The sequence below is a fragment of the Marinobacter nauticus genome (assembly GCF_003634635.1).
Lineage (GTDB): Bacteria > Pseudomonadota > Gammaproteobacteria > Pseudomonadales > Oleiphilaceae > Marinobacter > Marinobacter nauticus.
The window spans coordinates 1,038,375-1,058,083 of sequence record NZ_RBJB01000003.1; the positions used below are offsets into that span (position 1 = coordinate 1,038,375).

The window sequence follows — 19,709 nt, forward strand, 5'->3', positions numbered from 1 at the left end:
ACAGGCCACGCCTGCCGGATGCATTGCCTATAGTATGGACAAAGCGCGGGGCCATCACCAGCCCCGCACAACAGTCAGACCATCAGGCCACGCAGGGTAAAGAACAGGAACGCCGCCATAATCGCTGACGCCGGCACGGTAATGATCCAGGCCGCGGCAATCTTTACCAGATGGGAGCGCTTGACCATCTCCTCGCGGTAAATCTTCTTCAGGCGCTTGCGCTCCGACTTGGACAAAGGCACCTGCTGCTTTTTCTTCTTCGCCTGCTTCAGCAGCTTCTCCATTTCCTCCACAGAGGCATTACGGAAATCATCCAGGAACGGCTTGAGGCGCTCCTGATCGGTCGGGTCATGCTGTTCGATGATTTTGTGCAACTGGGTCGCGTAGTTGGATTTCAGGTACTCACGCAGGAAGCCGACACCGAAAACGCCGCCAATGGCAATGTGGGTGGAACTGACCGGCAGGCCAAGCTGGGAAGCCAGAATCACCGTCAGTGCCGCAGACAGTGCAATACAGAAAGCCCGGGTCTTATCAAGCTCAGTAATCTCGGAACCCACGGTTTTAATCAGGCGCGGGCCGAACAGCATCAGCCCGACCGCCAGCCCCAGAGCACCTACCAGCATCACCCAAAGCGGGATCTTCGCTGAGGTAACCACACCACCACCGGCCTGAATGGCATCATTGATGGCCGCCAATGGGCCAATGGCGTTAGCCACGTCGTTGGCGCCGTGGGCAAAGCTCAGCAGGGCCGCGGCGAAGATCAACGGCCAGGTGAACAGGGCATTCACTCCCTGCGCACTGTTTTCCATGGTCGAGGCTTTGCGGCCCACGAGGGTGCGCATCACGAAAAACACCACACCCGCCACAATCAGGCCGATCACCGAGGCTTCCACCATATCCACTTTGACGATCTTCTTGACGCCCTTGATCATCAGATAGGTGGCAAAGGCCCAGGCCATAATCGCCACCAGCCAAGGCACAAAGGTACGGGCAGAAGACACCAGGTTCTGGCGGTACAGTACGGTTTTCTTGATTGCGAACAGGAACAACGCCGCCAGGGCACCGCCGAGCACCGGCGAGATCACCCAGCTTGCAGCAATTTTGCCCATCACCGCCCAATCGGCAATGGCCCAGCCCCCGGCCGCAATACCAGCCCCCAGGACACCGCCAACGATTGAGTGGGTGGTTGAAACCGGCGCACCCATCCAGGTGGCCAGGTTCAGCCACAGGGCGCCAGCCAGCAGGGCCGCCGTCATTAACCAGACAAAGGCGCGCGGATCTTCCAGGCTAGTCGGATCAATTATTCCACCCTTGATGGTCGACACTACATCGCCACCGGCGATCAGCGCGCCGGCCGCCTCGAATACCGCGGCAAGAAGAACGGCTGCCCCCAGTGACAAGGCGCCGGAGCCCACCGCCGGACCGACATTGTTGGCCACATCGTTGGCCCCGATATTGATCGCCATGTAGCCCCCGATAACGGCGGCGGCCATCAATAACATGGCGTTAGGCAGGCCCTGGCTGAAGGAGCCAACCACAAGCCAGACACAAAGAAGGAAAAGTACGCTAAGTCCGACCCTGTACCGTTCCGTGGAGGGGCTGGTGAGAAGGTTATCCAGAAAGCTGCTGGAACGGGCCATACCAATTGATTCTCTTGTCTTGTGGACAGAAGGGGTTGCGGCAGTATTCGCCGGGGGCAAACTATAAATTTTTTGCCATCAAATTGAAACAAATCCCGGTTGATGGCCCCCTTCACAATCCTGATAGTTAATGCTGCAATTCAGATGGTTTTTGACGCATAATTCCGGAAAATATGTCAAAAAGAACAACAGTTAATGACGAATACCAGCCAAATCCAGTCCAGCGAGCATGAAGAGCTTCAGATCTCCCGGCTGCTCAATGGCCTGTCAGCCATGGCGGTCCTGTTCCTGGCCGGCATCGGGGCCAAGGCGTGGTATGCCGAGCATCATCTGCACGCATGGGTGCTCTGGGCATTTGTTGTTCCAATTGTCGCCAATATAGGTTGGTACGCCTGGCGCCGGGATCGAACGGTACAGAAAAGGGGCCTGCTGGTCATTGTCGGCCTGCTGTTTACCTACCTGATTGCCTCCGGCGGCGAGGGCAACACGGGCCCACTCTGGTTCTATGTGTTCCCACCGTTGCTGTTCTACCTGACCAGCCTCAAGGGTGGCACCGCCATCCTGCTGTTCTGCTATCTGCTTGCCGTCCTGGTTTTTCAGTTTCCCGATATGCCCGGCGTCAGTGCCGAATACAGTACCGACTTCAAGATCCGTTTCTTCGCCACGCTTACCTTTGAGTCAATCTTCTGTTTCGTGCTGGAAGCCGGACGTTTACGGGCCCGCAACAAACTGGTGGCACTGGCCCAGGCCCACGAACACGCCGCCCGCACTGACGAACTGACCGGGCTGGCCAACCGGCGGGACATGCAGAGCCGGCTGAACACCGAATTCTCGCGGTTCGAGCGCTCCGGCCATCATTTTTCTGTTGTGCTGATCGATCTGGATCTGTTCAAACGCATTAACGATGAATTCGGCCATGATGCCGGCGACGAGGTCTTGCGCCAGTTCGCCGATCTGGTCCGGCAAATGGTTCGCCAGTCGGATGTGGCTGCCCGCTGGGGCGGCGAAGAGTTTCTGCTGCTACTGCCCGACACCACCTTGTTGCAGGCCCTCACACTGGCTGAGCGCCTGCGCGCCGAAGTGGCGGCCACCCGTTTTCACCATCGGGAACAGGCCCTGCCGGTCACCATCAGTGCCGGGGTATGCTCGATTTCCAAATCCGGATCGATCAACGAACTACTCAAGCAAGCAGATGTGCAGCTATACAACGCCAAGGAGAGCGGCCGGAATCGAATTTCACCCCGGGTAAGGAGCCAGGACGCCGGCCCCAGCCCACAGACGCCGGCTTGAGCCGAACCCGCCACGCCATTACTATCTGCTCCCGAATATTCCCACCCCACCAACACAGGCAGTGGTCATGGCAGCAATCCGCATTCTAACCGGCAGCGTTTACGGGGGCGCCCTGCTGACAGCGCGCCGTATCAAGCAGGAACTGGAACCCGAAGGGCATACCGTCACGGTTCTGGAGAATCCAACTCTGGCCGATATCAGCGACAACCACGATGCCTTGCTGGTATGCACCTCCACCACCGGCCAGGGAGAAGTCCCTGCCAACCTGTTACCGTTTTATCTGGATTTGCGCGAACAACTCCCCCAACAACCCGGCCGCCCCTTTGGCGTGATCGTGCTGGGCGACAGCTCCTATGGCGATACCTTTTGCGGTGCCGGAGACCTGATGGAGGAAGCGCTTTACGAAACCGGCGCCCGCAAGGTCGGCGACACCCTGCGGATTGATGCGCTGGAAACTCTGGAGCCGGAAGCCGAGGCCCTGCCCTGGGTACGGAACTGGATTAACGGTATTTGACCAATAATTACACAAGTTACCAAAAGTCTGCCGGTTACAGCTTGAGCCGCCCCAGACGACAGGCCATACTCAGGCCATAACGACAAGAACGGTAACCTGTGATTCTGATGCAACTGGCCCGACTCCTGGCAGCCCTGCTGATTCTTCTGGCGCTTTCGCTTCCGGCCATGGCTGCCAGTGATGGCTATATCCCAGTCATTGAGTACCTGAGACTGGCACCGGACGACCAACGCAGCCCGCAACAGGCCCTGGAATCCGGCGACTGGCAGATCCTGAACGAACAAACGCCTAATTTTGGTTACACCCGTGACCAGGTCTGGCTGAAATTCCCCATCACCCGGCCCCAAACCACCAATCTCCTGGAAATCACCTACCCGCACCTCGACCGGATCGATTTCTATCTGTTACGGGACGGCGAAATCCAGCTGAACTACCAGACCGGTGACCGCATGCTGTTCTCGGAGCGCCCGGTGGAGCATCCGCATTTCCTGTTTCCGTTCCAGCTTGAAGCCGGTCACGACTACCGCATCTTGCTGAGAATCGACACCGACGGTGCCATGCAGGTGCCGCTACGGCTGTGGAACAATCGCAGCTTTTTCGAGAAGACCTCCGTAGAAAGCCAGGTTCACGCCCTGTACTACGGCATATTGATCACCGCCATCTGCTTCAACCTGTTTGTATTCCTGGCGCTCAGGGAGTCTATCTACCTCTATTATGTACTCTCGACTCTGGGCTACCTGATCCTGATCGGCACTCTGAACGGTATTACCTACCAGTTTATCTGGCCCGCGCTCCCTGGCCTGCAAAGCAACGCCATGGTCCTGTCCATACCACTGGCCTTGCTTTTCACACTCATGTTCGCCAGATCCTTTCTGAAACTGGAGCAATGCAGCCCCCAACTCGATCGACTCATACTCGGCACTATCCTGCTAAACGGCGCCCTGGCTCTTGCTCTTGCCACAACTGTGATTGACTATGGCACGGGTATCCGTCTGGCGGTCGCTCTGGCCATGCCGAGTTGCCTGCTGTTAACGGTTGTCGGACCGATACAGTGGGCCAGAGGCAATCCACAGGCGGTTTACTACACGCTGGCCTGGGGGGCCGTCACTCTGGGCAGTGCCATTACCGCCGCCAATAAGTACGGTCTGATTGCCACCAGCTTCTTCTCTGTGTATGGCATGCAGCTGGGCTCGGCCTTCCAGGCCATACTCCTCAGCCTCGCCCTTGCTATCCGGATATATCACGAACGCCAGGAGAAAGTGCTGGCCCAGGAGGCCGAACTGAAGGCGCTTGAAGCCCGACGCGCGGCCGAACTACGGCTGATGGACCAGGCCCTGCATCATCCGCTCACCGGTCTGCCTAACCGCAGCAGCTATGAAATGCGCCTGAACGAATTGATCCGGAGCCAGCGCGGCAAACGCTTCGGCGTGGTCATCATCCATCTGGACAACCTGTATGCGGTCACCAAGACCCTGGGCCACCGCAACACCGACCGCATACTGGAGCTGGCCTCCAAACACTACAACGCGGTGATCAAGGATGTACCTGGGGCCATCTCTCTGGAGCAGACCGACAACCGAACCTTCTACCTGGCCAGCCTCGACCCGCAAACCTTTGCCTTTGTGGTGGATGCTGACCAGGCGCTGTCGGTACCCAGAATCGTGCTGCGCAGCATTGAAGAGATCCGCTACCCGGTAGATTTCCTTGGCATGCAGGTTCCTCTGAACCCGCAACTGGGCGTGGCTTTCTACCCGACTCATGGAAACGATGCCAACACCCTGATTCGCCGTGCGGTGATTGCCGAAGGTTCTGACCGCGCCCGAGACCGCGGAATTGCCTACTACAAATCCTCCCGGGATTCCTACAGCGCCGACCGACTGACCCTGGTCTCCGACCTGCGGCACGCCATTGATCACGACGAACTGACGCTGTTCCTGCAACCCAAGCTGTGCCTGCGAACCCGAGCCATTACCGGATTTGAGGCACTGATTCGCTGGCCAGGGCGGGAACAGCCGGTTCGGCCCGATGAAATCATCGCAGTGGCCGAACAGACCGGGCTGATCAAACCCCTGACCCGATGGGTACTGAAAGAGGCGCTGGAAATGCGCGGGCGGCTGCTGGAGATCGGCTGGGATGCCGGAATCGCCGTCAACATCTCGCCCAACAATTTACGGGAACCGGATTTTGCCGTGTTCGTGCAACGGTTGATGCAAAGCTACCAGATCCACTCCGGGGCCATCACCTTCGAGGTCACGGAAACCTCCATGATGCAGGACCCCACCAATTCCCTGCGGGCGCTGAATGCGCTTGATGCCGCAGGCATTCCGCTCTCCATTGACGACTTCGGTTCCGGCTATTCGTCCCTGTCCTACATCAAGCAGTTGCCGGCTGGAGAAATCAAGATCGACCGTTCGCTGATTACCGATATCGCGGAACGGGAGCAGGACAGAGTGATCGTGCGCACCACCATCGATATGTGCCACAGCCTCGGCTACACCGTGGTGGCCGAGGGGGTGGAGGATGAGGAAACCCTGTCACTGCTGCACGACATGGGGTGCGATCTGGTACAAGGCTACTTCCTAACCCGACCGCTACCCTTTAACGAAATGGTTGACTGGCTCGGCAACTACAATCCTCAGGCCTTACGTTCCCGGATCAGTGCTTCCTGAGTGGTGGAGGCCACCAAAACACCATCCCGGGTAAAGAAATTGCCCCGATTGAAGCCCCTGCCCGCCGATGCACTCGGACTGTCCTTGTCATAAAGCAGCCAGTCATCCATACGGAAATCCCGATGAAACCAGATGGCATGGTCCAGGCTGGCAACCTGCATATTCTTGCTCATGAAGGTGCGCCCGTGAGGAGTCAGGGACGTTCCCAGAAAGGAGAAGTCAGAAGCATAAGTCAGCAGACACCGATGCAGTACCGGGTCATCCGGTAAAGGTCCGAGGGCCCGAAACCAGTTCTGGCGATGGGGCGGGCGCTTTTCCGGCTTGAATGGATTCATCGGGTCTACCGGACGGATCTCTATGGGCCGGTCACGGATCAGCATGTCCCGCATTTTCTCCGGCACTTTATCTGCGATCAGCTTGCCCCAGTCCTGCTCCGACTTGAGCGTATCGGGGTCCGGCGCTGCCGGCATGGCAACCTGATGGTCCAATCCGTCTTCTGCGATCTGGAACGACATGGAACCGGTCAGGATTTCCTTGCCGTCCTGACGGGCAATCACCCGGCGCACCGAGAACGTGCCGCCATCCCGAACCCGCTGGACTTCATAATCGATCGGCATGCTGTGATTGCCAGGGCGCAGAAAATAGGCGTGCAGGGAATGGCACAGGCGATTTTCGACGGTCCGGCTGGCCGCCATCAGGGCCTGCCCCAGAACCTGCCCCCCGAATACATGCGGAAAGCCCAGATCCTCACTGTCGCCCTGAAAATGATCGTCTCCGATCGGGGAAAGATCCAGCAACTCCACCAGTTTTCGGGTTACATCCAGCATGCGCGCTCCTGTCTTTTGTTAGCTCACGAACGGGTTTTCTACCCCAGACAGGAAAATTTCGCAACGGCTGAAACTGCCAAAGACGGCAATCGGCTACCAGCCAACCTCACTGGTAGCCGCAGGCTTCAGTCCCGGTGAATAGGAGGGACTTCCTTCGCCAGTGTCTGCTTTTCCAGAGCAAACCGGCCGGTCACCGCGAAGCCAAGCGTGTCGCCGTCCGGGCTCCGGAACAGGGCTTTGACGTCAGCCCCGTCCTGTTCCACCTGCCATTCGCCCTCGGCATCCATCGGCGGTGGGCAGACTGCGGTCGGGCAACAGGGTGTTTTTACCATCACCGGCATGGTGCCATAGCTGACTTCCGTGCGCGCACCGGCCAGTGTTTTCGCCAGCGCCCGGGCACAGGCCATCAACGGCAGCACATAAAGCAGAACGCGCCCGTCCACTTCGGCGCAATCACCCAGGGCAAAGACATCCGGTGCGGAGGTTTCCAGAGCCCGGTTCACCTGAATACCCCGGCCGGAACGGATCCCGGCTTCGCGGGCCAGTTCAGTGCGGGGGCGCAGCCCCACTGCAGACACAACAAGGTCGGCCTGGAGTTGCTCACCATTACCGAGCATCAGCTCGACGCCACTACCCTGCGTCTCTACCCGCTCAACCACCGTCCCCAAATGAAACCGAACCCCAAGCCTCTCCAGCTCGGCCTGCACGGCACCAGCGGCTGCCTCCGGCAGCAGACTGGGCATCAGAGATGAGTCCGGGGCGATAACATCCACTTCGTAGCCACCATTGCGCAGATCATTGGCAAACTCACACCCGATCAGGCCTGCCCCCATAATCGCGACCCGCTTGCCCTCGGCGAGGGCCTTACGGAAGGCACGGTAATCCATCAGGTCGTTGATGGAATGAACCCGGTCCTGCGCGTTACCATCCAGACTCAGGCGGATGACGTCGGCGCCCCAGGCCAGAACCAGCTTGGCATAGCGTATGGACTGGTCGCCCAGCTTGAGCTCATGGGCATCGGTATCAATGCCCGTAACCGTGGACCAGGGACGAATCTCCACCCCCAGTTGCTCGGCCATAGCCTCAGGGTTGGCCTGGGCCAGACCATCCGCGTCCTTGTCTTTGGTAAAGCCGGTCGACAACATAGGCTTGGAATAGCTGACGCCGTCGTCGGCAGTCACCATGATGACCGGGGTTTCCTTATCCAGTTTGCGAAATTCCCGTACCAGTGAGTAACCCGACAAACCGGTACCAACGATCACAATAGGTGTCTGCTCGGTCATGACTCTGTCCTGCCTTTAGCCGATTTCGATCATTTCAAAATCTTCCTTGCCCACACCGCAGTCCGGGCAAACCCAATCCTCGGGCACATCTTCCCATTTGGTGCCAGGCTCAATACCGTCCTCCGGCCAACCCTCGGCTTCATCGTAAATCAGACCACACACCACACACTGCCACTTCTTCATAACCAACTCCCACCGATTTGTCTGCGAGGATATTATTGTCGAACAATAAAGCAATCAAGCACAAAGGTCACAAAATGCGACCGAGTTCCAGCCGACCACCACTCACCCGATCGGCTGCCATCATAACCGCGACACCGGCGTTGACCAATGCCACCACCGACAGCCCGGATCGGGGTTTTCTGCCAATAGCCACAATTACAGACCTGGCAATACCGCCGCGCCCCTCCCTTCGATCGCCCCACTTCGGTATAATCCGCCGTTTTGGACAGGACCCGATCGTTATGACCGATACCGTCGCTGAAATGAACCAGGTCAAGGCAGACGCTGACTGCCTGGTTCCCGAAGAGCAGGTGCATGCCGCCATCGACACCATGGCCAGCGCCATCACCGATCGCCTCAAAGACAGCAACCCATTGTTGTTCTGCGTCATGAACGGCGGCCTGATCCTGACCGGTCAGCTCCTGCCACGACTGAAGTTTCCGGTTCAGGCTGAATATCTGCACGCCACCCGTTACCGCCAGGAGACCACCGGTGGCATTCTGGAGTGGAAACTGCAGCCGGAAGCCGACATGAAAGGCCGCACGGTTCTGATCGTCGACGACATTCTCGACGAAGGTACGACGCTGTGCGCCATCGCAGATTACTGCCTGGCCCATGGCGCCAGCGAGGTTCTGACTGCGGTGCTGGTAGACAAGGAGCACGATCGCAAGGCGCGTCCCGGCCTGAAGGCAGACTTTACCGGCCTTTACGTTGAGGATCGATTCCTGTTCGGCTATGGCATGGACTACAAAGGCTATTGGCGCAACGCTCCGGGAATCTATGCCGTTAAAGGACTGTGACCAGCCCTCCGAGCTGAGCATACCTCCCACGTTCTGGTACCGGTCGCTGGCGGCGGCCGGCCTGTACTGTCCTGAGGTTCATGGCCCGGCCCGCTACTGGCTGACGGTAGAAGGTTCCTTTACCCGGGCACTGCAGCAAAAATGCCAGGAACGCTTTCACGTTGAAATTCTCAGGGAAGGCTTCTCGGCGCCAACCCCTGAAGAAGCGAAGCGCCTGAACCTGGCACCGCGCCAGCTCGCCTGGGTACGGGAAGTTCGCCTGTGCGGTGACGGCCGCCCGTGGGTGCTGGCTCGAACGGTTATTCCACAGAACTGCCTGCACGGCCACGGCCGCCGCCTGCGCAATCTTGGCAACAAGCCACTGGGCGCCTATCTGTTCAGCAGCCCCGAGTGGCAGCGGGGGCCACTGGAAACAGGGCTCTGCAAAGTCCGCAGCAACGGCCACCCTCGCCTTGCCCGCAGATCCCTGTTCCACCGGGGTTCCTGCGCCCTGTTGGTGGGGGAATACCTGTTACCCCGGCTATACCAGTCTCACAACCAGGTTTAACCCTACCGCTGCCGCTGGCTATAATCGGGTGCACTCTCACGCATCGACAAGCGGATACCAGCTCCTATGTTGCAGAACGCCCTGCCCACCCATGTTCATGCCCGCCTGGCGGATTACGCACGACTGCTGCGCATCGACCGCCCGATCGGCACTTTGTTGCTGCTGTGGCCAACTTACTGGGCACTCTGGCTGGCGGCCGAGGGGACCCCGTCATTTGCCAACCTGCTGATCTTTACCCTGGGCGTATTTTTCATGCGGGCCGCGGGCTGCGCCATCAACGATTTTGCCGACCGGGACTGGGATCGCCACGTCAAACGCACCAAAGACCGCCCGCTCACCGCCGGCCGGGTCCGTGCCTCGGAAGCCGTCGCCCTGTTTGCCGGGCTATGCCTGGTGTCGTTTCTGATGGTGGTGCTGTTCACCAACACCCTGACCCTGTATCTGTCATTCGGTGGTGCACTGCTGGCCTTTATCTACCCGTTTATGAAGCGTTACACCCATTTGCCCCAGCTGTTTCTGGGCGCCGCCTTTTCCTGGGCCATTCCCATGGCCTGGGCAGCTGAGGCAAATCAGCTTAGCCAGCTCACCTGGTTGCTGTTTACCGCCAACGTGCTCTGGACGGTCGCCTATGACACCCTCTATGCCATGGTCGACCGGGATGACGACCTGAAGGTCGGTATCAAATCCACCGCCATCCTGTTTGGTGACGCAGATCGGGCGATCATTGCTCTGCTGCAGACCATGGTGGTGGTAATTCTGGTGATGGTGGGCCAGCGGGCGGAACTGGGCTCCTTCTATTATCTCGGCGTTGTGGCCATGGCCACGCTCTTCGTCTACCACCAGTACCTGGCCAGGGAGCGGAACCGGGAAGGATGCTTCAAGGCATTTCTCAATAACAACTGGGCCGGCTTTGCAGTGTTTCTGGGTCTGGCGCTCGATCTGGCGTTCTGACTACCCGCCCATGTCATATACTTGTAACAAAGACGCGTTGTAATGACTCGGCAACATTACAAGGGAGTGTGTTCGCACCTCTGATCAGAGAACTCCCGAGGTCTGACACAGGTTGATGCATATGAGTGGAAAAACTGTCCTGATCGTCGATGACGAAGCGCCTATCCGTGAAATGATTGCGGTCGCGCTCGAAATGGCGGATTACGACTACCTGGAGGCAGCGGATGCCCGTGAAGCCCATGCCCTGATTATCGACAAGCAACCAGACCTGATCCTGCTGGACTGGATGCTGCCGGGCACCAGCGGTGTCGAACTTGCGCGCCGGCTGAAGAAAGAAGAGGCCACCGCCGATATCCCTATCATCATGCTGACCGCCAAGGTGGAAGAGGATAACAAGATTCAGGGCCTGGAAGTCGGTGCCGACGATTACATCACCAAGCCGTTCAGCCCTCGTGAGCTGGTGGCCCGCCTGAAGGCGGTCCTGCGTCGTGCCACACCTCCGGGTGTCGACAGCCCCATCGAAGTGGACGGTCTGACCCTGGACCCGGTTGGACATCGTGTAACCACGGCTGAAGGTGCCATCAATATGGGCCCGACCGAGTACCGGCTGCTGCAGTTCTTTATGACTCACCAGGAACGGGTCTATACTCGGTCTCAACTGCTGGATCAGGTCTGGGGCGGCAACGTGTATGTCGAGGAACGCACCGTCGATGTTCATATCCGTCGCCTGCGCAAGGCGCTGGGAGACAGGTACGATCATCTGATTCAGACCGTGCGGGGAACGGGCTACCGGTTTTCCACCAAAGTGGCCTGATTTTCTCCCTGAAGACAGCCCGGGCCGCCCATCCTCGTCCGGCGATCACGGCATCAGCGCCGGCAATACGACAAGGCAGTAGTGGATGCAACACAACTGGTCCCGTTACCTGAGACTGATCATCACCGCACTCGCAGGCACCACCTTGGTGGGGTTCTATTTCGGCGAACCGCTCTACGGGCTGCTGGTGGGACTTGTTGCCTATCTTTGGTGGACCCTGATCCAGGCCCGGCGCCTGTACCAGTGGTTGGGCAATCCCAGCGCTTCCGATGAGGCTCCCCAGAGCATCGGCTTGTGGGGTGATATCTTCGACAACCTGCACAAGCTGAACCAGAACCATCTGTTGACCCAGGATCGACTCCGGGCCCGCATCAACCGGGTGCAGGAATCCACCAACGCCATGCGCGACGGTGTGATCATGACCGATGCCCGGGGCGCCATGGAATGGTGGAACGGTTCGGCCGAATACCTGCTGGGCTTCCGTCGCAGCACCGATCAGGGCCAGTACATTCATAACCTGATTCGCAACCCGGCGTTCAAGGCCTATTTCGACGCCCGGGATTACCGCGAGCCTCTGGAAATCAATTCTCCTGCCAAGCCTCACATCCATCTGCAGATCCAGATCAGCCTGTTCGGCGACGACGATCGCCTGATCGTGGCCAAGGATGTCACCCGGCTGTATCAGCTTGAACAAATGCGGCGGGACTTTGTCGGCAACGTCTCCCATGAAATGCGCACACCGCTGACCGTGATCAGTGGCTACCTTGAAACCCTGGTGGATCATGGCGAAGAGCTGCCACCCAAGTGGCGCCGGGCCATCAATACCATGGCGGCTCAGGCTTCACGGATGGAAGCCCTGATTACAGACCTGATTCTGCTGTCCCGCATCGAGACCGGCGAACATACGGTGGACGACACCCTGACCGATGTCGATGCCCTGCTGAACCAGATCTGTCATGACGCAAGGGCTCTAAGCGGCGACAAGGGCCACCAGATCAGTGTTCAGATCAGTGACCACCGCCTGCTGCAGGGCGATGAAAGCCAGCTACGCAGTGCGTTTTCCAATCTGGTGTTTAATGCGGTGAAATACACGCCGGCCGGCGGAGCCATCACAGTTGCCTGGAGCACCAATCGCGAAGGCGCCCATCTGTCCGTCAAGGATACCGGCATCGGCATTGATCCGATCCATATCCCCAGACTGACCGAACGGTTCTATCGCGCCGACCCCAGCCGCCACAAGGACACCGGCGGAACCGGCCTCGGCCTGGCTATCGTCAAGCATGTGCTGATCAATCACGACGGCAACCTGGAAATTCGCAGCAAAGTCGGCGAAGGCAGCGAGTTTATCTGCCATTTTCCAAGGGAGCGCCTGGTCGAACGGATTCCCGAGCAAGTCCCGGAGGACTGAGACACCCTCGGTTAACGGTTTGAGGCCCGGAACCTAGCCACGAACCGTGACAGGTCCTCCAGCTTCTTCGGGTCTTCATCCACGAAACGGATAGTGACACTGACAAAGTCGGTATCCTGGCGCTTATCCACCGCCTGCAGCTGATGCACGTAACCGTTCAGGCGAGCCATCTGGCCATCCCCCATGTCAATATCGACCACCGCCTGATCGAGAATCCCCGGGAATTCCTGATCCCGCTTGGCGATCACCCGTACTTCCGTCAGGTTAATGTCCTTGACCACCGACTTCAGGGTACTGTCGGAAAACCTTACAGATGCCATACTCATGGCACCACGGACCTGAGGCTTGCCTGCAGCCGCTTTTGCGCTACCAGCATTCAGCAGCGGGTTATCAGCCGCGGGTTCAGGCTTTGAGGCTTCCGGCCTTGGCGCCGGCGCCTCCCGCTTCTGGGTGAGCAGGGTGGCGGATTCCTTGAACGCATCCGCCGGCCCTTCCAGTGATTTGCCGCTGCGATCCATGGCGTCCTTCAGGCGGCGGCCCATCACCTTGATGATTTTCTTGCTCAACCCCTCCGGGCTAAAAGGCTTGCCCAGGTATTCAGACACCCCTTCCTTGACCGCCTCAATGACATGATCCTTGTCGCCGCGACTGGTGATCATGATGAATGGCACCTTCTGGTAATGCGGTTGCTGGCGCATCCACTGCAGCAGTTCCAGCCCGGACATCTCCGGCATTTCCCAATCGCACAGCACCAGGTCAAAACTGGTTCTCGACATCAGGGATTGGGCCCGCCGACCATTCTGGGCATCGGTAGTTTCAATGACGGGAAAGCGCTGGCGCACTGTCCGTTTCACCAGATCTCTCACAAAACTGGCGTCATCAACCACCAGCGCCTTCAGTGTTGCCATAACGACATCTGCTCCGGATTCCTCTCATGCTCCAACTATAGAACATCCCGGTCTTGACGTGACCGGAGTGCTACAAAAAGACGACAAAACCGGAGCGCGACAAGAAGATTCCCAACCGAAAAAACACGCGGCACTGTAGGCTAAGGCGGTATTTTCCAACGCGGAAAACGCGCTAACATGGCAACCAATGCCTTAACGACCCTATTGCGAGGATTCCCGTGCCTGACCTGATCTCCCGGACTGCCATTCGCCGTACCCTGGTGGCGATTTCCCTGAGCACGCTGGCGCTGGTTGCCAGGGCAGAAACCGAAACAACCACCGCACCGGAGTTTGAGCAGTGCAAACAGGCGCTCGGAGAGAAAGCCGTCGCTGCCGGTGTGCGCGAATCCACGGTGCAGTCAGTGATGGCCGGCGTGGTGCACCTCGACAGAGTGATTGAGCTGGACCGCAGACAGCCCGAATTTACCACCACTTTTGCCGATTACCTGAACCGACGGGTTAACGACACCCGGGTCGGCAAAGGCCGGGAATTGCTGGCCGAACACCGTGAACTCCTGAACCGCGTGACCGCGGAAACCGGCGTTCCGGCCCCCTACCTGGCGGCGTTCTGGGGCCTGGAAACCAACTATGGCAGTTACTTCGGCAAGATGCAGGTGCCCAGCGCCCTCGCCACCCTGGCTTGCGATGCCCGGCGCAGCAGCTTTTTCACCGAACAGTTGATTGCCGCCCTGCGCATTATCGACGAAGGCGCCATTCCGGCTGACCAGATGGAAGGCTCCTGGGCCGGTGCCATGGGCCATGTGCAGTTCATGCCGACGGTATTCCTGAAACACGCGGTCGACGCCGATGGTGATGGGCGCCGGGATCTCTGGAACAGCCTGCCCGATGCCATGATGTCTGCCGGTCGCTTTCTTGAGTCCATGGGTTGGGATGGCGACTATCGATGGGGGCGGGAGGTGCTGTTACCCGACAACTTTGATTTCAGTCTGGCCGATGGTCGTCGTCTGCCTCTGGCAGACTGGCGCAAGATGGGGATCACCGATGCCTTCGGTAACCGCCTGGCCAACGAGCCCATTGAGGCGGCCCTGATCGTGCCCAGCGGCCATCAGGGCCCGGCCTTTCTGGTATACAGTAATTTCCGGGTGATCATGGGCTGGAACCGATCCGAGTTCTACGCCATTGCCGTTGGCCACCTGGCCGACCGGATTGCCGGCGCCGGAAAGCTTCAGAACCCTCCCCCGGAAGACCAGCCCGCGCTGTCAAGAAATCAGGTGCTGGAGCTCCAACAGGCTCTGAATGACAAAGGCTACCCGAGCGGGGAACCCGACGGCATACTGGGCTCCAATACCCGCAAGGCCATTCGCGCGTACCAGAAGGCGGAGGGCCTGGTGGCTGACGGCTTTCCATCAGAACAGGTATTAGCGGCTCTCGGAGTTTACAGCGGCTCGTGAAAGCGTCCAGTTTTTTTACAGTCACCAAAACCAATCACTCTAACTGATTGTATTTAAATAATTAAAATATTGGCACGTATTTAGCTACACATCTTCACAGTGCCTGGAAAACTCCCGGCTATCCTAAAACTGTGTGTAGTAAGGTGTGGACAATGCTTAAAATGATGAAAGGAATCGTAGCCGCGGCAACGCTTGGGTTCGCCGCGACTTCTTGGGCCTTCCCGGTAAACCTTGACTCTGTATCGGGCGCCTGGGGAACACCGACCAATGGCAGCAACATTCAAGGCGTTGGAACCGATACGCTGCGATGGGGCACTGGAGAGGAGACCTGTTCTGGTGCCTGGTGGTGGAAGACGTGCTCCAACGGCCCTCAAAGCGGCTTCACTTTCCAGGGACCCGCCAGCCTGCCACAAACCATCACCTCTGATGCTGAGTTTGTGCTGGGAAACTTTACACACTTTAATAACCGCATCACTGGTGACAGCATCACCGGCGTTGACCTGGATGTATTTGCGACATTTTCTACCAATGCCAGCAACGGCACCGTGACAGGACCCTACACGTTCGAGTTTTCGCACGTTGAAACGCCGAACGTTCATTGCGGACCGCTTTCATTCATCTTTGGCTGTTCACAGAAAGATGTCGACGACGTAGTTCGCCTGGATAACGTCATTGAAAGTTCCGAGTTTCAATTTGGCTCGAGCATTTACTCTCTATCATTACTGGGTTTTGCAAATGGCGAGAATGTCATCAGAACCGCTGAAGGTAATGCCACGTCAGTGAACCTGCTGGCCAAGCTGAATGTTCGCTCCGTACCGGAACCCGGCACTCTCGCGCTGCTGGGACTCGGTCTGGCTGGTCTGGGCCTGGCGCGCCGCCGCAAGCTCTGAGCAATATCTGCTTCGCCGGCAGTACCTTGTGCTGCCGGCGATTCTGCTACCCTCCCGTGATCTGAATCCCGAATCCGCGCATAATACTGGTATCACCCAGTCATCACGAATCGGGACATTATGGACTCCATCACACAGGCTGCCCTTGGCGCTTCCATTGCGGGCGCGGTTGCCGGCAAAACCCTGGGACGATCGGCCCTTCTGACCGGCGCCCTGCTCGGCACATTACCCGACCTGGACGTGGTCATTGACTATGGCACAGCCGTTGCCAACTTTACCCAGCACCGGGGGTTCAGCCATTCCCTATTTATTCTGGCGCCACTGTCTCTGCTCATCGCCTGGGTCCTGTGGCGCTGGAAACCGCTCATCTCCTATCAGCGATGGCTGGCTCTGGTTGGCCTGATCCTGCTCACGCATCCGTTGCTGGATGCCTTTACCACCTACGGTACCCAGCTGTTCTGGCCCATTGGCCGGCCCGTGGCGATCAACAGTATCTTTATCATTGATCCGCTCTATACGTTGCCACTGCTGGCGGGTTGCCTGGCTTTTCTGTATCGACCACCGGCTTCGAGAACCGTTGCAGCCGGACTGCTTCTATCCAGTCTCTATCTCGGCTGGACCCTGGTTGCACAGCAGATCATCACCGAGCGCGTGCGACCGGCCCTGGCGAATGCCGGTATGGAGCAGGCAGCCCTGATGGTTCAGCCCATGCCATTCAACACTGTTCTGTGGCGTGCCACGGCAGTCAATGCCGAGCAAAGAATCGAAGTTGTAACCGGTTTTCTTGATGCCAGCGATGAGCTGGTGCTTGAACGCTTCCCACGGCAGCCGGAGCTTGCCCGCCTTGTCGCCGAGCTTCCGGAAGCCCGGCGGCTGGAATGGTTTACCGGCGGTTTTCTGGACTACCAACAGAACGGCACTCAGATAACCGCAACGGATATCCGGCTGGGCATACCCGGCGCTCACCCCTTCACCTTCATCCTGGCTGAAACCGCCGAAGGCGGACTACAACCACTCGCCAGTGATCGCCTGCCCCGCCCGGCGCTGAACCGGGCCACACTGCCCCTGTTGTGGAATCGAATGACCGGCCAGGTACCGGTATTGTGCCTGGCCACGCTGTCTGCTCCCAACCACGGGAGCTCCTGCTGATGCGGCTGGATCAATATCTGAGCAACGGTACAGAGCTTTCCCGCAAAGAGGCAAAAAAGGTCGTGTCAGCGGGACGAGTGAAGGTGGATGGCGAAACCTGCCGGCAGGCCAATCGCCAGGTGGAGGCCGAACAGTCCGTTCATCTTGATGGAAAACCGGTTAACCCACCCGGCGATATCTACCTGATGATGCATAAACCCGCCGGAGTGCTCAGTGCCACCACCGACAGCAGCCAGCCAACGGCACTCGACCTGCTGCCCCGCGGCCTGGCCAGTCGGGTTCATATCGCCGGGCGGCTGGACAAGGACACCACTGGCTTGCTGTTGCTGACCAGTGATGGCCAATGGTCCCACGCGGTCACATCCCCCCGGCGGGAATGCCGCAAAAGCTATCGGGTCTGGCTGGCTGAGGCTATCCCGGAACAGGCCTGCCGGGCACTTGAGAAGGGAGTCATGCTGAACGGTGAAACCACAGAGACCAGACCCGCCGAAGTTCGTGTACACAACAACCAGCTGATCGACCTGACCATCGGCGAGGGCCGTTACCACCAGGTCAAACGGATGCTGGCGGCGGTTGGCAATCGTGTTGAGGCCCTGCACCGTTTCCGTATCGGCAGCATTGAACTGGATGATAAGCTGGCGCCCGGAGAATTCCGGGCACTGACCTCTCAGGAAATCCGCTCAGTAACAGAGTGAAGGCCTCGGCCTAGGCACGCTCGAACCGCTGGGCTGCCAGATTTTTCCGCACTGAACCTGCTTCAAACACCTCGCCGTTCATGGCGATGTAGACCCCCGCCGGTAACAGCGACACCGCGGCCCAGGCAAAGCCGATGTTGAAGATAGCGTCGGTGCGCCGCATCCGCGCGGGCTGCATGGCACCGGTCAACACAATCGTGCGATCGGCTACCGATTTCAGTGCCTCGGCGGTCTGCGCCATGGTATCGGTGCCATGGGTAATCAGGATACGCTGGCAGGCCGAAGCCTTGACCGCTTCCATAATGGCCTGACGGTCCTCATCGGTCAGTTCCAGGCTGTCCTTCCGCATCAGGGGACGAATCTCGTAGCCGTCGTGGATGTTGGATTCCGTCAACAGTTCCGGTAACAGGCTGTCACCGATTTCAAACTTGCTGTTGGCATCAAAATAGACCTTATCGATGGTGCCACCGGTGGTCAGTATCTCAATCATGGTCTGAACTGTTCCTTTATTGTGAGGACGCTGTGGTGGCCCGAGACTGCTTCGCCTCTGCCGCCATCAGAACTGCATTCTTTTCCTGTGCATAACGCTTCGCGGCCGATGCCACCGAGCCTGGCTGGCCGGTGGCAAGCCAGCGTTTGATTCGGCCGGCATCGCCCATCGGAGACCGGGTACCCAGGGAGTCCAGCAAAACCGTGATTACCGGTGTTCCGTTCATCTCAGAGACCATCACCAGACAACGCCCCGCCTCTGTGAGGTATCCGGTTTTACTCAGGCTCACGCCCCAGCTGTCCCGGTGCACCAACGCATTGGTATTGCCAAACGACAGGCTGTACCGGGGTTTCCGGAATTCGGCCCGGTAGTATCCGGTGGTAGAGGCCTCACGAATCTCAGGATGCTTGAGCGCAGCACGTGCCAGGATCACCAGATCGGCGGCTGTGGACACGTTGTCGGTAGAGAGACCGGTCGGGTCAACAAATCGGGTCTGGAGCATCCCCAGAGCTTTTGCCTTGGCATTCATCGCGGCAACAAAACCGTCGAAGCCACCCGGATAGACACGCGCCAGAGTGTAGGCAGCAAAGTTCTCGGATGACATCAGGGCAATCCGCAGCACATCCCGGCGCCGAAGCTGAGAGCCCACCCGAATGCGGCTCCAGGCGTTCGCGGCAGCCTCGACATGACGCTCCTCGAACGTCAGCCACTCGTCCATATCCTGTCCCGATTCCACCACCACGAGTGCCGTCATCAGCTTGGTGATCGACGCCACCGGTACCGGGCGATCGGCGTGCTTACCGAACAGCAGGCCCTCTTTGCCAACTTCGGCCGCCGCTGCCTGCACCGACGCCAGGTTCGGCGCCCGCTCCGGACTGGCGAGGCTCTGGCCGGACACCGCCAGGAAAAAGACGACAACAGTGACAAACACGGAATAACGCATGGTGAACTACCTGCCTCTCAGGCCTTAACAAGGAATGGGTCAATAGCGCGAACTATATCAGCGCAGACGGGCCGAACGCAGGTCTCATTTTCAATCATGCGTTTTAAACAGCAAATGCAAAAAATCTTAAATTCCTGTAAAATATTAATCAAATCAATTCGTTACATCTTGTTAATCATTGTAACCAGAGTGTAACGGTGCCGCTTTCCAGTTTCAGG

At 58.5% G+C, this 19,709-nt stretch carries 19 protein-coding genes; 12 read left to right on the top strand and 7 right to left on the bottom strand.

Annotated features, from left to right (window positions below; translation table 11 throughout):
- Positions 1-74 precede the first annotated feature (74 nt).
- The gene (locus C7436_RS10800; protein WP_022993193.1) at positions 75-1,640 is read right to left on the bottom strand and encodes an inorganic phosphate transporter; all 1,566 of its coding nucleotides are present in this window, start codon (positions 1,638-1,640) and stop codon (positions 75-77) included.
- Between the two features lie 195 nt (positions 1,641-1,835).
- Here C7436_RS10800 and C7436_RS10805 point away from each other — a divergent pair, with 195 nt between their 5' ends.
- The 3 genes from C7436_RS10805 (at position 1,836) to C7436_RS10815 (ending at position 6,113) form a co-directional block, all read left to right on the top strand.
- Positions 1,836-2,930 (top strand): GGDEF domain-containing protein, encoded by a 1,095-nt coding sequence (locus C7436_RS10805; protein WP_121207814.1) that lies wholly within the window; start codon positions 1,836-1,838, stop codon positions 2,928-2,930.
- A 67-nt stretch (positions 2,931-2,997) separates the two neighbouring features.
- Entirely contained in the window at positions 2,998-3,444 is a 447-nt protein-coding gene (locus tag C7436_RS10810; protein ID WP_011786997.1) for a flavodoxin, read from the top strand.
- Positions 3,445-3,551: 107 nt separating this feature from the next.
- The gene (locus C7436_RS10815) at positions 3,552-6,113 is read left to right on the top strand and encodes an EAL domain-containing protein (RefSeq protein ID WP_121207922.1); all 2,562 of its coding nucleotides are present in this window, start codon (positions 3,552-3,554) and stop codon (positions 6,111-6,113) included.
- On the opposite strand, the gene C7436_RS10820 is transcribed toward C7436_RS10815, so the two are convergent.
- From C7436_RS10820 to C7436_RS10830, 3 genes are all read right to left on the bottom strand, one after another.
- Positions 6,080-6,940 (bottom strand): acyl-CoA thioesterase, encoded by an 861-nt coding sequence (locus C7436_RS10820; protein ID WP_121207815.1) that lies wholly within the window; start codon positions 6,938-6,940, stop codon positions 6,080-6,082. The genes C7436_RS10815 and C7436_RS10820 overlap by 34 nt on opposite strands.
- A gap of 125 nt (positions 6,941-7,065) precedes the next feature.
- On the bottom strand, positions 7,066-8,223 hold the full coding sequence (locus C7436_RS10825) for an NAD(P)/FAD-dependent oxidoreductase (protein ID WP_023012065.1): 1,158 nt from the start codon (positions 8,221-8,223) through the stop codon (positions 7,066-7,068).
- Positions 8,224-8,238: 15 nt separating this feature from the next.
- Entirely contained in the window at positions 8,239-8,406 is a 168-nt protein-coding gene (locus tag C7436_RS10830) for a rubredoxin (protein ID WP_008173532.1), read from the bottom strand.
- A gap of 281 nt (positions 8,407-8,687) precedes the next feature.
- Here C7436_RS10830 and C7436_RS10835 point away from each other — a divergent pair, with 281 nt between their 5' ends.
- The 5 genes from C7436_RS10835 to phoR all read left to right on the top strand — a co-directional run bounded on the left by C7436_RS10835 (position 8,688) and on the right by phoR (position 12,965).
- On the top strand, positions 8,688-9,245 hold the full coding sequence (locus C7436_RS10835) for a hypoxanthine-guanine phosphoribosyltransferase (protein ID WP_121207816.1): 558 nt from the start codon (positions 8,688-8,690) through the stop codon (positions 9,243-9,245).
- Complete coding sequence (locus C7436_RS10840; RefSeq protein ID WP_121207817.1) at positions 9,226-9,792, top strand: chorismate--pyruvate lyase family protein; 567 nt, start codon at positions 9,226-9,228, stop codon at positions 9,790-9,792. Before C7436_RS10835 ends, C7436_RS10840 begins: the two co-directional genes overlap by 20 nt.
- A gap of 66 nt (positions 9,793-9,858) precedes the next feature.
- Positions 9,859-10,743, top strand: coding sequence for a 4-hydroxybenzoate octaprenyltransferase (ubiA, locus tag C7436_RS10845; protein WP_121207818.1), 885 nt, complete (start codon positions 9,859-9,861; stop codon positions 10,741-10,743).
- A 121-nt stretch (positions 10,744-10,864) separates the two neighbouring features.
- On the top strand, positions 10,865-11,557 hold the full coding sequence (phoB, locus tag C7436_RS10850; RefSeq protein ID WP_121207819.1) for a phosphate regulon transcriptional regulator PhoB: 693 nt from the start codon (positions 10,865-10,867) through the stop codon (positions 11,555-11,557).
- A gap of 85 nt (positions 11,558-11,642) precedes the next feature.
- Positions 11,643-12,965, top strand: coding sequence for a phosphate regulon sensor histidine kinase PhoR (phoR, locus tag C7436_RS10855; protein WP_121207820.1), 1,323 nt, complete (start codon positions 11,643-11,645; stop codon positions 12,963-12,965).
- An 11-nt stretch (positions 12,966-12,976) separates the two neighbouring features.
- Here the strand turns inward: phoR and C7436_RS10860 are convergent, their stop codons facing one another.
- Positions 12,977-13,873, bottom strand: a complete 897-nt coding sequence (locus tag C7436_RS10860; RefSeq protein ID WP_121207821.1) for a response regulator — start codon at positions 13,871-13,873, stop codon at positions 12,977-12,979.
- Between the two features lie 218 nt (positions 13,874-14,091).
- Here C7436_RS10860 and C7436_RS10865 point away from each other — a divergent pair, with 218 nt between their 5' ends.
- The 4 genes from C7436_RS10865 to C7436_RS10880 all read left to right on the top strand — a co-directional run bounded on the left by C7436_RS10865 (position 14,092) and on the right by C7436_RS10880 (position 18,058).
- A complete protein-coding gene (locus tag C7436_RS10865) occupies positions 14,092-15,324 on the top strand; it encodes a lytic murein transglycosylase (protein WP_121207822.1) in 1,233 nt (410 codons plus the stop codon).
- A gap of 152 nt (positions 15,325-15,476) precedes the next feature.
- On the top strand, positions 15,477-16,214 hold the full coding sequence (locus C7436_RS10870; RefSeq protein ID WP_121207823.1) for a THxN family PEP-CTERM protein: 738 nt from the start codon (positions 15,477-15,479) through the stop codon (positions 16,212-16,214).
- 120 nt (positions 16,215-16,334) lie between these two features.
- Positions 16,335-17,363: a metal-dependent hydrolase gene (locus C7436_RS10875; RefSeq protein WP_121207824.1), complete on the top strand. Its 1,029-nt coding sequence runs from the start codon at positions 16,335-16,337 to the stop codon at positions 17,361-17,363.
- A complete protein-coding gene (locus tag C7436_RS10880) occupies positions 17,363-18,058 on the top strand; it encodes a pseudouridine synthase (protein WP_023009483.1) in 696 nt (231 codons plus the stop codon). The genes C7436_RS10875 and C7436_RS10880 overlap by 1 nt, the downstream gene beginning before the upstream one ends.
- 10 nt (positions 18,059-18,068) lie before the next feature.
- Here C7436_RS10880 and C7436_RS10885 read toward each other — a convergent pair whose 3' ends face one another.
- Entirely contained in the window at positions 18,069-18,548 is a 480-nt protein-coding gene (locus tag C7436_RS10885; RefSeq protein WP_121207825.1) for an asparaginase domain-containing protein, read from the bottom strand.
- A 16-nt stretch (positions 18,549-18,564) separates the two neighbouring features.
- Positions 18,565-19,491, bottom strand: a complete 927-nt coding sequence (gene pbpG / locus C7436_RS10890) for a D-alanyl-D-alanine endopeptidase (RefSeq protein WP_011787012.1) — start codon at positions 19,489-19,491, stop codon at positions 18,565-18,567.
- Positions 19,492-19,709: the final 218 nt, after the last annotated feature.